Source organism: Gimesia chilikensis (assembly GCF_007744075.1).
In the GTDB taxonomy this organism is placed as follows: domain Bacteria; phylum Planctomycetota; class Planctomycetia; order Planctomycetales; family Planctomycetaceae; genus Gimesia; species Gimesia chilikensis_A.
On record NZ_CP036266.1, the window covers coordinates 228183 to 243870 of the forward strand.

The following is a 15688-nucleotide window of genomic DNA, read 5'->3' on the forward strand; positions in this document are numbered from 1 at the left end:
CTTTAGTTTCTCTCAAGCCTGGTGGGTGTCAGCAACGGTCAGCGATTGTCTTGATGGCGATGGTCTTTATGTTTGCGGAGGCTTGCCATCGATCCAGGGGCCGGCGAGCTTCTGATATTCGGGCGGGTACATCACGCTGCCGGTGTCTCCTGCGTGCCAGCCGGGTACGTGGCGGGGTTTGGCTTTGGCCTTGGAGAGTTTTTCCCAGCCGTCCGCCCAGCTGCTGTTACCGTCGCTGACCTGACCGTCGCGGTCGACATGGAACACCTTGCCTTCGCGGTAGCTGCGTACGGCCAGGTTGACGAGCATGACAGCGGCGGCGCCCAGTTCCGGATCGTTATTGACGGATGTGGGTTTACCCGAGCGGATGGCGTCGAGCCAGTTCGCGCAGTGCGTCGACACGATGTCGAGTTCCGTTTGCACGTGGAATGTCTCGGGTTTGAGATCGCTGTTGAGCGTGACCTGTGGTCGTTCGGGTACAAATTCGAACGAACACTTGCCGCTGTTGCCCGAACAGCTCTTGTCGAACAGCAGTAGTCCGTTGTGGCCGCGAATGATGTGATCCAGCTTGCGTTCTTCGCTGACCATGGTGCTGCTGACCAGCCCCTGCACCCCTTCGTGGAAGTCAGCGATGATCGATGCCACGTCGGTGACTTCACGATCGTCGTATTCAAAGAAGATCCCGCCGCCACCAACCACGCGACCGGGCTTGCGGAGCCCCGTGGCTTTCAGCATGCCGGTCACCCGATGCACGAACAGGTCGGAGAACATGCCGTATCCGAAGGCCCAGTAGCAGCGCCATTGTCCGAAGATCTCACGGTCGAAGGGCACGTCGGGATGAAAGCCTTCGTCCACGCCGAGGAAGCGACGGAAGTCGACCGTTTGTGGTGTCATTTCTTTGGTGATCAGGTTGTGCCGCGACATGCCGAACTTGCCGTTGCGGGCACACTCGGTCTGGAACTGGACGACTTTGCCCAGCAGGCCGGCGTCGATTTTCTCGCGGGCCATGTCCCAGACAGGCGCACTGGTCGACTGCACGCCGACCTGCATCACGCGGTCGCTGGCTTTCCAGGCGGCGACGACTTCCGCGGCTTCTTCGACCGTATGTGTCATCGGCTTTTCGCAATAAACGTGTTTGCCCGCGGCCAGGGCATCCAGCGTGATTTTGGCGTGCCAGTGATCGGGGGTGCCAATCACGACGGCGTCGATGTCTTTATCGCCCAGCAGCTCGCGATGATCGACGTGCGTGGTTGGCGTGACGCCGGTCTGTTCCTTGATGTAATCGACAAACCGCTGGCGATGCACCGAGTAGACATCGGCGACGGAAACGAGGTCAATGTTGTGACCCAGCTCACGGAGTTTGACGAGTTTCTTAGTGAGTGTATTGAAGCCGCGATTCCCTGCGCCAATCACGCCGATCCGCAAGCGACTGTTCGCGTCGGCTGCGCGTGTCTTTGTGGCTGCCGCCAGCAGGCTCGCTGCCGCTCCGGTTGTCGCGCTGGTCTTGATGAACTCGCGGCGTGATACGTTTGATTCCGTGGGTTGCGTCATTACTCGTTTCTCCAAACTACGGTTGAGCCAGTCCGCTGTTGCTGACCATGGATGAAAACGGGGCGATGCTGAATATAAATCAACTTCGATATGAATTCTTTCAGTATCAGGCAACCGGACCTCCGGGTCAAGTAATACGTGCAGGGAAGCACTGTTCGTATATTCTGGCAGTTGGTATCACGGCTGAGGCACTATGGCGAATCGCTGTTTGATCTCGCCGGCAGAATCCAGGGAGACAACACCAATATCACCCCGAACCTGAATTCCCTCTGCAGAGAATGTCGCCGGTTCATTTCCCTGGCGGCGATAGACGATTTCGCTACTGCCATCCGGTCGGAAACAGCGAAAAATCAGAGCGGCTTCGTCAGCCTGTTTCAGTTCGACACGATCAAGACACCATTTCTGGTCAGGACCGGCCGGGACGAGGATCCATGCGCGTGTCGTTGTTCCAGACGCTTTCCATTTGAAGACGGGAGTCCACATGGGGGCATGCGCATCTCCGACGACATGCCAGCCCTGGATGTGTGGTTCGGTCTGGCCGTGGATCAGTGCAACCTCCAGCCCCTCGGTGACCACGGGGATGATGCGGAGTGCAGCACCAGCGTCCCAGCAGTGAACCATTTTAGATTGATCGTCGACAACACCCGCGTGGTTTCGACGTGAATGGAACAGAGCCTCGTATCCATGCAATCCCTGGTCGGCTGGTTCGACGGTATCGATCACAACCCAGTACGATGTCGCGGGTGGGTTATCGCCTTTGATAAAGATGATCTGCCGCGTCTGCTTTCCTTCGATCCGTTTCTCCGGGGCGAACCATCCATGCGTATGAAAGCCTTCTGCGTAGTCAAAGTGCTCTGTGGTCTGCCAGCGTCTTTTTTCGGGGAGGTGTCCCTCGATTTCGTATCTGGGATACGTTCTGGCCTGGAGACCGCCATCGACCAGCAGCGTGTTGTAACCGCGTGTCGATCCTGTGTAAGCCGCAAAAGGGCCACCGGAGTACGAACCCCGTCCGCCGCTGGCCAGTAACTGATGACCGCCGTAATCCACATAGATGTTGAGCTTATCTTCTTTACCGTGACTGGCGCCGACCGGTCCGGCATCCATGAACAGGTAGCGGTGTTGCGGTCCCCAGCCGGTCCGCATTACAAAGTGTCCGGCATTGGGGAAGTAGATCGAGCGATACGCGGGCGGTTGCCCCTGTGCGCCTCTGGTCGCCATCCAGAGGAAATCGTCGCGGTGAGGGAAGAGCTTGTGGGCGCGTTGCATGTGGTCGTCGATCATGCCCCAGCCCCCATCGTTCATGTCAATCTGTCCCTGGTCGGGGCGGGAGAGAGCGATGGGATGCCGATACGCCAGTTCGAGTGTGTCCAGAAACTGCTGTGGGACGTCGCGCCCGACTCTGCGGTAGAGGGCGATCATGTTTTCGAGCGCCATCAGCGAAGCCCAGTTATAGCCGGTACTCAAGCTGACGTGACTTCCGTCAGCATGGAACTGTACCCGAAGGACTTCCTCCCAGCGTCGAACGGCCTCCTGTTCCCAACGCTTTGATTCTGCCAGTTCCGGGAGCATCAATGCGGTTTGCAGGAGTGCGACGCAGATGTGAGCTCCACCGTCATCATGGGCAGCGAAGCTGCTGGGGTTCATGATGAGCCGCGCCTGTCGGATGAATCCCAGCAGCATGTGGAAGTGGGCTGCGTCTGAGAAATCTGCTGATTTGCGAAATTCATCGTAGGCGGGCCACCAGGTCATCTCGCAGCGTCGACCGATGTTACTGGTGTTGAGATACCCCGGCTCAAACGTAGTCCCATCCATCCAGTTTAACTTGCCGATATCCGGATTCCGGGGATGTAAAAAGGGTTCCCGTGCCACCCAGTCCTGGACTTCGCGTGCGAAGCGGTCGACGTAGCGTTTGTCTCCGGTTTCCGCGTATGTTTTTGCCAGCGAGACCCAGTGGAAATGTCGCGTCAGGTGACCGTTGCATAAATCCCAGCGGATGGTGCCGTTCTGATCGACAAAGTGCTGCGTGTTCCCCGCTCCGTCGACGTAGGTCTTTGAGAAACTGAGGAAGGGACCGCGGGTGCCATAACGATCTTCCAGAACGGCATCGGCCACTTCACGGTAATTTGTGCCACAGTATTCCGGCTGGAACCCGGGGCCCTTCGGTGTGGTCCGGGTCCGCAGATGTTCCAGCAGCAGTTGGCCGGCGCGAGCGCGATCCTGTTGCTCGATTGCTGCAGCGACTTTCGAGAGTGCCGGGTGTGTCAGATCGAGTGCATCGAGAACGATGTCCCGCGGGGCGGGGTGAATGAATGACTCAAGATTCTGAATCTCCCTGACGTTCAATTTACTGAAAGTCGCGGTATTCTGACGCGGGGTCGTACCCCCCGTTACGGCATAGAAGCCGATATAGCCGGGGACCACTTTGCCTTTCTTCGTGAACTCAAAAACGGGACGATCCATGTGCTCGAAGTAAAAACGCAGTCTGGTTCCCTCTTTGACGGGCGAACAGAGAATGCGGAGTTGGTAACTCCCCGAGTGAGGGGTGAACTCCCACGGGCGCTGGTATTCTCGATGATCAATCCAGCCCGGTGGTTTAGGAGACGGTTCGCGGCGTGGCTCGTTGATGCCATCGATCCAGATGTCCCAGAAACCGCGGTGGGCCCCTTCGCGTAACTCGAAACGAATCTGTTCCGTTTTGGAGAAGGGGTCCTCTTCAGGGGTTTTGAGGCCAAACGTCAAACCAGCAATCGCCTGGAGATCACCGGCGGCGTGTTGTGTGGGATCAATGTGTGCTTCGACCAGAAACGTTTCGAAATCCGGTTGTCTGCTGTCGAGGATCAGGCTTTGCTGTCGCGTTGGTGTCCCTGCCTGAGTCGTGAGTTTCGTCACCGACTTACCGGACGATTCTGCTGCGCACTCATGCCTGCAGTGAAGCATCAGGGAAAATATGACAACGGTCACTAAGCCACAAAACGCTTTCACTGTACCATCCCCCTCGCTGAAGATTTGGTTGATCCAGATTGACAGAAATTGTATCGAGACATCATTAGATGCTCAATTCTACGGCTTTGAGACGGATACTCGCTATTTGTTCAGTTCACGCTGGACGAACCCGGGCGGAGTTTTCATAATGAGATGAATCAAACCTGCACCCGGATGTTTAGAAATGTGCAGATGTGACTAAGGCATCCGGTTGGGCAGAAAACTTCAGGATGCAGCGCACTCCATCCTGACAGTCACCGCGGGCACGGACTTACTGGAGAGACAGGATCATTCCTGTCTCACCAGGCAACGCATAACGAGATGGATCATGTATCAGAAAACCGGATGGCTCATCGGCCTCATGCTCCTGGTCGGGTGTGGCGAACAGCCGAAACCCGTTGAACAGACACAAACCACCGCCAGTCAGAAACCTGCGAGCCAGGTGTCTCCCAGTCAGGCAAAGCCTGAGCCAGCACCGGCGCAGGAACCTGTCACTCAGAAAGAGAAAACGGCGGCCCCCCAAAAGGACTCTAGCGGTGATGACTATGTCAAAAGAGTTGTTGCCGAGCATCAGGAGAAAACGTTCCAGAGGTCATTAAGCGAACTGAAGGCCAAGGATCGCGATCAGCGCGTGATGGCCGTTGCCATGATGGTCACGTCCAAGATCGACCCCAACCGTGTGGTCGCCGGTCTGTTGAATGTTGTGGATGACAAGGATGAACAGGTGGCAAATATGTCGCGGAAATACATCCAGTCACACACGTTTGAATCCAAAGGTCAGCTGGTCGATTTCTACGCAGACTGGTGTGGTCCCTGTCGGATGATGAAGCCGGTTGTGAAAGAACTTCAAGACGAAGGCTACCCGGTCATTCAGGTAGACGTCGATGAGAATCCGGATTTGAGTTCTCATTTTTATATCACCAGCATTCCGACGTTTGCACTGATTGTCGACGGATCGATGCGACAGCGCAGGATCGGCGTGGTCGATAAATCAGAATTACTGAAACTGCTGAAAGCGATTCCAAAACCAGATAAGCAGGATCGGGAGAAGGCGTATGTGACCGATCCGAAGCTGAAGGTATATGGCGCCCTGGTGACGATGCAGTCGGAGAACCCCTGGTATCGGTATGAGGCGAAGCAGCAGTTAAAGCAGGCATCTTTGCCGACGCTGATTGAGATCCTGCAGGATCCGGGGCAGCGCACCGTCTTTCGCGAATCGGTAATGCAGGTCCTCGAATCGTTCATGAAGTCAGAAGATCAGGCGACGCAGATCGTCAAGGTGCTGACGGAGATCATGAACGATCCGAAACAGTCGGAGGAACTGCGGGGCATGGCTGTGATCTTCCTCTCCCGCCACGATCCCGCACGCAGCGGTGCGCTCGATGAAAAACTGGTGGCCCTGTTAAAGGCATCCCGTTCCGAAGCGTTGCAGGCAGAGGTGGCAGAAGAAATTGGTAACCGGAAAATCAAGCAGGGATTGCCGGTACTGATTGATAAGGTGAAGCACCTGGATCAGGCTCCCGAAGATGTGCGCACTGCGTATATATTCGCGTTGGGACAATTTCGTGCCGCAGCAGATGCCGCGGTACCTGCACTGCTGACCGCCTACTCGAACTATCCTGATGAGAGCGATGCCATTTCCGAAGCGCTCGAGGAGATCTGTCCTGATTCCAAAGCGGCTACGGAGGCGTTGATCAAAGTGCTCGCGGAAGATGACGCAGAGGCCAGATCGCTGGCGGTCTCGCTGCTGGATCAGGCCGAGTATATCCGCACAGCCAGCAGTTCCCTGCAGAAACTGTTGAACGATCCCGATCCGGAAATCAGTCTCAAAGCGGCAAAACTGCTGGAAAAAATCGGCGGGGCGGACCAGAAGATTGTATCCGCACTCGTCAAACAACTGGATGAAGGGGAAGTGGACTGGGAAATCCGTTCCGCGCTGCGGACCGCCTGGCGATACTCGTATCCCGCATTGACCAAAATCATCTGCGATCCTCAGAGTACTCCCCAGGCCAGAGAGAATGCGATGTCGGTGCTCAGAGATTTTCATCATCGACCCAGTCCGGAAGAACAGGCTTTGCTGGAACAGGCTTTAGACCAGAAAGACCTGCTGACAAAACAGTGTGCCGCGATCATGCTGTCGTCCTCCGAATCTCAGCAGTCTCAGATCAATTCCCTGCTGCTGGAAGCAGTGAAGTCAGACAACGAGGGTGTGCGCCTGCACGCAGCCCGGGCCTTGGGCAGCCGTCGGAAGTCCCTTTCAAAACCGCAGCAGGAGCAGGCGAAAGCAGCATTACTGAAGCTGTTGAAGGAGTCCGATTCCCGCGTCAGTGAAGCCGCCGGGTCTGCCCTTGCCAATTTTGAGTTAACTGAGGATGAGTTGAAAACGGTGGTCGAATCCCTCGAGAATCCGGACTTGCAGTACTCTGTGATGAGTATTCTCAACAGGCAGAAAACACTGCCGGGCGCGGTCGTTCCCTTACTGACCGCGAAATTAGTGAGCGATGAAATCGATGAAGAACTGATCAATCAGCTGACTGCTGTTGTGAGTCGTGGAGGCAAGCCGGCTCTCAAAAGTCTGGAAGCGGTGGTCTCGAATACCGAGGTGGATCCGGAACGCCGCGCCAAAGTGATTCTGGCACTCAGCGAGGTCACGGCTGATGAACCAGAGCTCGTGAAATATCTTCAAGCATTTCTCAAGGAGAAACAGCCTGAACCATTACAGGTGGCGGCTGCGATTGCTGTGTCAGGTGAGGTCGAGGACAAGCAGTCCCTGGTGCCTCTATTACTGACTGGTGTGCAAAGTGAAAACTGGGAGATCAAACAGTTCGCCGGTGAGGCATTGACGAATATTGCAGCAGATTCGCCGGAAGCGCTCAAGCTGGTGCAGGCACAACTGAAAGAACTGGATCCAAAGCAGCAATCTGCAGTGCTGGTTCTACTCTGCCAGGACGAGCGACTGCGAGATCAATTCAGTTCGCAACTGCTCTCCCAGGTTCAAGGTATGGATCAGGAAACGGATGCCTACCAGCTGAGGGCGGCGATCAGCTACCTGGTCCGCGGCGACAGGGAGGGCACCGCGATCAACAAGTTGCTTGCCGAGCAGGATCAGGAGATCGTGCAGCAGACTTTACGCACCCTGGGAAATAATGCAGACGGCGTTCCTAAAGCCGTCCTGCCGGAACTGGAAGCGTTATTGAAAAACGCGCCACCGAAGACCCGGTTACTGGCGGCGCTGTGCCTGTTGAAAGCGGGGTCTGAGGATGAGGGTCTGCTGACGATCGTGCGAAACGCGCTGGACTCGGACGATGAAGAACTGAGTGAGCAGGCGGCCTATGGTCTGCAGATGGTCGGTACCTTAAATGAACAATGGACGCCGGTCCTGATGAAGTTAATGCAAAATCGGGATTACCGGCAGGCGTCCATTGAACAGTTGGGAGAGATGGGAGCTGCCGCGAAATCAGCAGTGCCGGCTTTGATTGATCTGCTGGGGACAGTCAGTTATTACGAGGATACCACTTATGCGCTGGGAGAACTGGGGTCGTCTGCTGCGGAAGCGATTCCGGCGCTGCGGAAGATGCTGACGAATGAGCGAACCATGTATGCGGCTGCTCAGGCGCTGGAGAAGATTGAAGAAGACCATCAGCCAACGATCGACATCTTGGCGAAGAACCTCGATCAACCGAATCTGCGCGGGGATGCTGCCTATAGCCTGGGAGTCTTTGCCGCGGATGCTCCCGAGCGGATCGAGCCTCTGTTATTGAAAGTGATCAGCGGCGAAAATCAGTATGACCGTGAAATGGCGCTGCGTGCCGCCGGCTCTTTGAAGTCTAAAGCGGTGGTCGCGATGCTGATTAAAGTACTGGAAGAAGACGACCAGGATCTGTCTGACCTGGCTGCGCTGTCGCTGGGAAAACTGGCGATTGAAGCGGAACTGGTGGTACCAGCCTTGCTGAAATCGATGCAGGACGCGGATGAACGGGTGCAATATGCCGCAGTGCAGGCCCTGGGTAAGTTTGGTGCCGACGCTGCACCTGCGGTGCCCGCTTTACTCAAAGCCTTGGATGACAAATCCATTCGCGTGGCCGCCGCTGGTGCTTTAGGCCGCATCGGCGCACCGGCGCAGGAAGCCATTCCCCGCCTGATCAAAATGCTGGATGATCCGCAAGAGCGGCGTGCAGCACTGGAAGGACTCAAGCAGTTCGGACCACTGGCAGAATCCGCTGTCCCCCGCTTGAAGGAACTGGAGCAGGAGTCCCGGAACTATGATCTGCGACTGGTCAAAGCGACCCTCAAAGCGATTCAGTCGCCGGAGGAAACCGGGGAGGAAAAGTAAAACGATTGTCTGTCCGGTTTGCAAAAGAGACGTGTTTCTGGTATCGATTGGGGTCTAGTATTTTCTTTAAAACATTCACTCATAAGAAGTAAGGAATGAAAGAACCTGTCGAGGGTACAGGAAGTCAAGCAGAACCGGGCCTGTCCAGTCTGTTGGCCCGCATTAAAAACCACAACGAATTTCAATCAGCTGCTGCCTCCACGCGACTGTCGATCATCGCCGCCTTGGGGAGATTGGGAGCTGCGGCTGATTCTGCTGTGCCTGATCTGCTCGCAGCTTACAAGTCACTGCCGGACGATGCGGAAGTCATCGCCCAGGCACTGAAACAGATCTGCAGGGACTCGAAAACAGCGCCAGTAGAACTTGTGAAAGTACTGGCCACTGATGATCTGCGGATCAGGGATCTGGCGGACGATCTGCTGACGGAGGCTGCCTGTCTCAAGAACGCAGCCGCGGATCTCCGGGCAATATTGAACGATCCGAACTCGCCGGTGAGAGACAAAGCTGCCTGTCATTTGCAGGAGGTTGGCAGCGACGACAGGCAACTGGTCTCAGTGCTGATCGAACTGCTGGATGAAGCGGAAACCAGCTGGGAGACTCAAGCTGTGCTGAAGTCTGCTTGGCTATATTCGCTCCCGGAACTGGTAAGGTTGATTTGTGATCCATCCAGGTCCCTGCGAAGTAAGCTGAGAGCAGCCGCAATCATTCTGGAAATCAACTGTATTAAGAGGATCAAACATCTGACCGATCGGTCTTTCCGGACTGTGGACAGGGCCGACCAACGTCTGCTGGAAGCGGCTCTGGAGGGAACAGATTCCTGGACGCGTTACTGTGCGGCCTGTGCACTTTCAGGTTCGGATTCGCGCCACCCGAAGATTTATGGCACGTTGATCGACGGGCTGCAGGCGTCGCAGGCGGAACTTCGTTGTTGCTGCCTGAAGGCGCTGGGCCGACGTAGGAATGAGCGGGAACAGGTGGACGCGAATGTGACCGCGCGCTTAATTGAGCTGCTGGAAGATCCTGATCCTGAAGTGGTCTCTGCCGCCGGCGCTGTGCTGTCGCAGTTACGTTTTTCTGCCGCCGACTGGATTGCGTTAATCGGGCTGCTGGAACAACGAGCGTTAAGCTACCGGGTATTGAGTTTGTTGCGGGAACAGGAAGAAGTGCCCGTAGTCGCTGTGACACCCTTGATCCATATTCTGTGTCACGGCGGTCTTGAGGGGGAGCAGGTCAGGCTGTTGATCGCCATACTCGTCAAGGCAGGACGCCCAGCCCTGGAGGCAATGCGCTCCGTGATACTCGACAGCAGTCTGCCTGGAAATGTACGTGCTGCTGTGTTGCGCGGCGCAGTAAAGATTGCGCCCGCGGAGCCGGAAGTGATTTCCCTGCTGTCCGGACTGTTGGAATCAGACGATCCCGAGTTGCGGATGTCCGCGGCTATTGAAATTGCGGACAAGATGGATGATAGCCAGCCACTGATTCCGCTGCTGGTGGCGGGGTTGCAGAGTGAAGACTACTCAATGAAACACTCCGCGCTGGAGGCTCTCAAAAAGATCGTGGCACATTCACCGACAGTGCTCGCTTCTGTCATTCCTCATTTGAATGACGTACCCCGTGAACAGCGTTTGATGCTGACGTTTTCTTTCTATCATGGTAATCAACAACATCCGGAACTGCGCAGGGTGATGCTGTCATTACTCCATGAAATGAACCAGGGGGAGGACGAACGGCTGACGTGGTCAGTCGTGCTGCGTGAGCTGATTTGCGTTGAGCCTGAATCATTTCTGCTGGAGCTGCTGGCGGATACAGATGAAGATCTGGTACAGGAAACATTGGTGGTGCTGGATGCTTCCGGTCTGTCGCTGTCAGATCCGCTGCGCGATCAGCTGGAACAGATTCTTTCAGGAGCGAATCAGAAGAGCGGGTTGCTGGCGGCACTAATTCTGTTCAAAGCGGATTCCCGTAATAATAGGCTGCGGATAATAATAAGCGAATTTTTAACGGGAGACGACTGGGAACTGTTTCAGGTCGCGATTGACGGATTAGAGAAAGTGCCTGCGCTCGATGCGAAATGGGCGCCGCTGCTGATCGATCTATTGCAGAAGCAGGAGGCCCGGTTCCTGGCCATCAGACAGCTGGGAACGATGGGAGCCGCCGCCGAACCGGCCATTCCGACATTGGTCGAATATCTGGATACCACCAGTTATTTCAAGGTCTGTGCAGAGGCCCTCCAGCAGTTGGGACGACTGGCTGCGCCTGCGATTCCTGTACTGCGAGCGCATCTGCAGAAGAAAGGGTCTCTCCGTGAGGCTTGTGAGGCACTGGCATGTATCGAAGAGGACCACCGTCCGACACTGGCGATCCTGACACAAAATCTGGAGCAACCGGATTTGCGTTCCAGAACCTGCCTGGGGCTGGCCTGTTTTGCAGAGGCCTTGCCGACGGAGGTGGAATCACTATTGCTGGAGGTTTTTCAGAGTAATGTGGAGTATGATCGGAGCGGGGCAATTCGTGGGCTGGGTTCCCTCAAGACTAAGACAGCCTGGCAACGGTTAGTCCAGGTGCTGGAAACAGAGAATCCAAGCTTATGGCCGATGGCGGCGTCTGCATTGGGAGAAATCGGACGGGAACCCGAGATTACGGTGCCACTTCTGATCAAGGTGCTGAATTCGGAGTCCTGGCAGGCCCGTCAGTCCGCCGCACATGCGCTGGGGCAATTTGGAGCAGCGGCTCAGTCCGCCGTACCGGACCTGATGACTACGTTAAACGATGCAAGGCACTTTTCAGCGGCCGCTGGTGCCTTGAGCGCGATTGGTGAGCCAGCGATCGCAGCCATTCCCTGCCTGGTAGAAATGCTGGACAACGGGGAGTATCGTTGTGAAGTACTGCGGGTGCTGACTCGGTTCGGTCCCTTGGCAAAAGCAGCCCTGCCCAGACTGAAGGAGCTGGAAGCAAATGTCTCCCGATGTGACCTGCCTAAGATCAGAGTCGTGATCGAAGCCATTGAATCGCCGGATTCGAATCTGTGATCAGGACAGATTGTGATGTGACATTCTTTCGTTTTGAATGGTAATTTCATTCTTGAGTTGGTTTATTCTTCGGCAATGCGGTTTTGATTTCGCGGGCGACCTGTTGTGCCAGTTTTTGGGAGCCGGCGGTTTTGAAGTGGACGTTTCCCGGGCCGGCCCAGAGGGGGGCTTCAAAGCCTGAAGCGAGTTTGTGAAGATCGTTGATTTTGATGCCGTGCTGTTTCATGATCTTTTCCGCGACCTCGTTGTATTTCAAATCGTCGCCGACGACGCGGCCCGCTTCCCCTTTCGGCACCGGCGTGGTGGTCGCCCAGATCAATGTGGCTCCCGTTTTTTCGAGTTGCTCCACCAGCGCTTCCAGATTTTTCTCGTACTGGTCGAGGGGGACCGAGATGGTGCCGTTCACTTTATCGCGGTGTCCCTGGGTTTTTGAATCGGGGTGCCGATAGCAGAGGTCGTGCAGGCCCCAGTTGAAATGGATCACGTCCCAGTCGGTTTTGCCCAGCCAGCGCTGGAGGTTTTTGAGACCCCGGTTTGTATCACCGCAGTTGGCTTTGACACGTTCGACGTTCGCGACCCCTTTCAGCAGTTCGATAGTGGGTTTGGTGTAACCGATGGAAATCGAGTCGCCGATAATCAGCACGCGGGGCAGGTTGGGATCTACTTTGGTTTCCTGTTTCTGTTCTGCTGTTGCGAGCGAAGTCAGACATAGAACCGTCAACAACGCTGTGAGAATTCGGCTGTGGTCGGTCAGTCGAGGCATCTGATGATCTCCTGAGGAAATGGTGTGCGAAGTCATCCAGTATCAGCGAGACGCGCAGGCGGGTCAAGCAGGACTTGTGAGAAATCAGAGTGACTGTTTTCCAATGAAATTAATTTCCTGCAGAAAACAGCGAACCCCTGCTGAACGTTCACTGTCTTTTATCGGCAACAGACGAGCGGTGTTTTGTCTGTGAACGAATTGATCTGCCTTGCGGGTGTGATGGATGCACGATGGTCTTCGGAACCATTAGACGGGGTTCGATTCCCTGGCGGGGTACTTGAGTAAAACTGACGCTGGAGCCAGATGGCCAGGCGACTGCCTGCAAAGCAGTTCTAAGTGGGTTCGACTCCCACCGGCGTCTTAAACCAGCCAACTGCCGATGCGGACTACATCTTTCTGTCAAAAAGAACCGATGTCTGTGTCATTCCTTCGTTGGCCGGTTTGTTGAAAATCCAACTGCCTGTCGGGATTACATTATGACGGTCCTAAGGTAGCTAACCTGGAGTGATCCAGGGAAGGTGAGCGCAACGGCATCTCTGTGAGATGGTCTGGCGCGTGTCGACTGACGGTTTCACATGCGACCGATCAGGACGGCCGAAGAGGCAACAATCTCGATGCCCCTTCGTTGGGTTTTAAAAAAAGACATGACCGACTGCCGATCTGGAGTACATGGCTTACGACCCGGGGGTTGTGGGTTCGAGTCCCACCAGCGCTATTTCGCAAAGCGAGTCGCGCCGTAGCTCAATGGTAGAGCACCGTAGAAACTCTGGTTCACCACTTCGTCGGTTGTATTTACTGTCGAAAGACGATCTGTCAGCAGACGGATCGCATGCATTCAAGGAGACCGAAACTTTGATCGTCGACAAGCCGAGACGCAAATAGCGTCACATGCAAACAGGACCGACTGCCGAAGGGGAGTACATAGTGATCTGTTAGTTGTGGGTTCGAATCCCACCAGCGCCGCGTGCAACCGCACAACACGTTGTAGCTTTAATGGTAGAAGCATCAGAAGAAAACTCTCTTTACACAACTTCGTCGGTCTTTCTTAAGCGACTCACTCGACTGCTGGAGTGGAGTACATGGTTTCGCTGGTTCAATTCCTGCCCGGCCCACTGAATATTTAAATCGGGGCCGGACCCTGGACTCCGCGTGCGCGCGGAGAGGCAGGGTGGGACTCTGCTCGAATACCTCGTCGAGTGCTTTTATTGAAGCTGCATTTAAGGGGTCTGGTCTCTTAAATAAGGAGACCAGACCCCTTAAATGCAAACTTTGCACAGGATCCGGCTGCCGTCAGTGGGGACTGATGCGTCTTTCGCCGGACCCGTTTTTTAAAGGAGGCTATGATGGCCAACAAGACTCTGTTTTCAAATCGCCAGAATCAGTATCCACGTGCGGACTCGCGTAACGAGGCCGGCGGTCGCGCTTATAAATTCGAGCCGAAGCATGCGCTCGCGCAGCTGGCGGCAACCGGAACGTTCAACAACGTGTTCTACGCCGGTGCGCAGACACAGCTGGATACTCTGCGGACGCTGATTGACCAGGTGGACGATGACCGCTACCTGGCACAGCTGGCCGTGTATGCGCGGGAGCGGGCCTGCATGAAGGACATGCCGGCAGCGCTGCTGGCGACACTGTCGACGCGGGACACCGAGCTGATGCACCGTGTGTTTGATCGCGTGGTTGACAACGGTCGTGTACTGCGGACGCTGTTCCAGATGATCCGTTCGGGTCAGTTTGGTCGAACCGGTCTGTCATCGAGTCTGCAGCGGGCGTTTCAGCGCTGGCTGAACGAGGCTTCGGTGGGTCGACTGCTGTCGGCTTCGATCGGTCACGATCCGAGCCTGCGCGACGTACTGCGACTGGCACGACCAACGCCTGTCGACAACGAGCGACGTGCGCTGTTCGGCTGGCTGACGGATAAGGAGCCTGCCAAGTGGGCACCGGCGACCGCAGCGGATCTGCCACGGCAGGTGCGACAGCTGATCGCGTATCGTCAGGCAGAGACTGACCAGGCGCAGGCAGAGATCGTTGAGAATCTGTCTGTGCGGTGGGATCTGCTGGCAGATGCGGCCAAGAGTCCACTGGTCTGGAAGGCGCTGGCCCGACAGATGGGACCACAGGCGCTGCGGATGAACCTGAATACGCTGCTGCGACACGACGTGTTCCAGGATGCGGCGCTGGTGGACTATGTGGCGGACCGTCTGGCGGACGCGGAGGCGATCCGTCAGTCGCGACAGTTTCCGTACCAGTTCCTGGCGGCTTATCTGAATGTGAGTGCCGAAGTGCCTCGCAAGATTCAGACGGCGCTGCACCAGGCGGCTGAGCTTGCCTGCGGTAACGTGCCGGAGCTGCCTGGTCCGGTCGTGATCGGTCTGGATACGTCCGGTTCGATGCAGTGTCCGGTTACCGGCTGGCAGCGTCGTGGCGCTACAAGTCGGATGACGTGTGTGGATGCTGCGGCACTGTTTGCGGCGGCTGTGCTGCGACGTAACCCGGACAGCGTGGTGATTCCATTCGATACCCGGCCTTACCAGGCCCGCCTGGATCCGTCGGACTCGATTCTGAGTCTGTCGGCACGGCTGGCGAAGTACGGCGGCGGTGGTACCGACTGTTCGATCCCGCTGAACGTGGCCAACACGAAGCTCAGCAAGCGTGCGTTCGCCGGCTGCGTACTGGTGAGCGACAACGAGAGCTGGGTGCGGAAGGGCCGTTACGGTTCGACCGGCGTGATGACCGAGTGGCAGCGGTTCATCGAGAACCAGCGGCGACTGGGCGTGACGGATCCGAAGCTGGTATGCATCGACATCCAGCCTTACGGTTCGTCACAGGCTCCGGAGCGCGACGACATCCTGAACATGGGCGGCTTCAGTGACGCGGTGTTCAACGTGGTGGCGTCGTTCCTGGGCAACGACGCCGGCCGGTTCGTCGCCGAGGTCGAGTCGATCGAAATCTGATCGGCTCGGTTGGTTATCTGGGATACCCCTGGTCTGAGAAATCGGGCCAGGGGTGTTTTGGGATCTGGTGATAGCC

At 56.2% G+C, this 15688-nt stretch carries 6 protein-coding genes and 1 tRNA gene; 4 read left to right on the top strand and 3 right to left on the bottom strand.

The window, feature by feature from the left end; all coding sequences use genetic code 11:
* Positions 1-66 precede the first annotated feature (66 nt).
* Entirely contained in the window at positions 67-1551 is a 1485-nt protein-coding gene (locus HG66A1_RS00945; protein ID WP_145179970.1) for a Gfo/Idh/MocA family protein, read from the bottom strand.
* 177 nt (positions 1552-1728) lie between these two features.
* Entirely contained in the window at positions 1729-4440 is a 2712-nt protein-coding gene (locus tag HG66A1_RS00950; protein ID WP_197996930.1) for a heparinase II/III family protein, read from the bottom strand.
* A 421-nt stretch (positions 4441-4861) separates the two neighbouring features.
* Here HG66A1_RS00950 and HG66A1_RS00955 point away from each other — a divergent pair, with 421 nt between their 5' ends.
* Entirely contained in the window at positions 4862-8866 is a 4005-nt protein-coding gene (locus HG66A1_RS00955; RefSeq protein ID WP_145179976.1) for a HEAT repeat domain-containing protein, read from the top strand.
* A 95-nt stretch (positions 8867-8961) separates the two neighbouring features.
* The gene (locus HG66A1_RS00960; RefSeq protein WP_145179980.1) at positions 8962-11895 is read left to right on the top strand and encodes a HEAT repeat domain-containing protein; all 2934 of its coding nucleotides are present in this window, start codon (positions 8962-8964) and stop codon (positions 11893-11895) included.
* A gap of 46 nt (positions 11896-11941) precedes the next feature.
* Here the strand turns inward: HG66A1_RS00960 and HG66A1_RS00965 are convergent, their stop codons facing one another.
* Positions 11942-12658, bottom strand: a complete 717-nt coding sequence (locus tag HG66A1_RS00965) for an SGNH/GDSL hydrolase family protein (RefSeq protein WP_145179983.1) — start codon at positions 12656-12658, stop codon at positions 11942-11944.
* Between the two features lie 289 nt (positions 12659-12947).
* Between HG66A1_RS00965 and HG66A1_RS31790 the strand changes: the two genes are divergently transcribed.
* Positions 12948-13019: transfer RNA gene (locus HG66A1_RS31790), tRNA-Cys, on the top strand.
* Positions 13020-14001: 982 nt separating this feature from the next.
* Positions 14002-15612, top strand: coding sequence for a TROVE domain-containing protein (locus HG66A1_RS00970; RefSeq protein WP_145193635.1), 1611 nt, complete (start codon positions 14002-14004; stop codon positions 15610-15612).
* Positions 15613-15688: the final 76 nt, after the last annotated feature.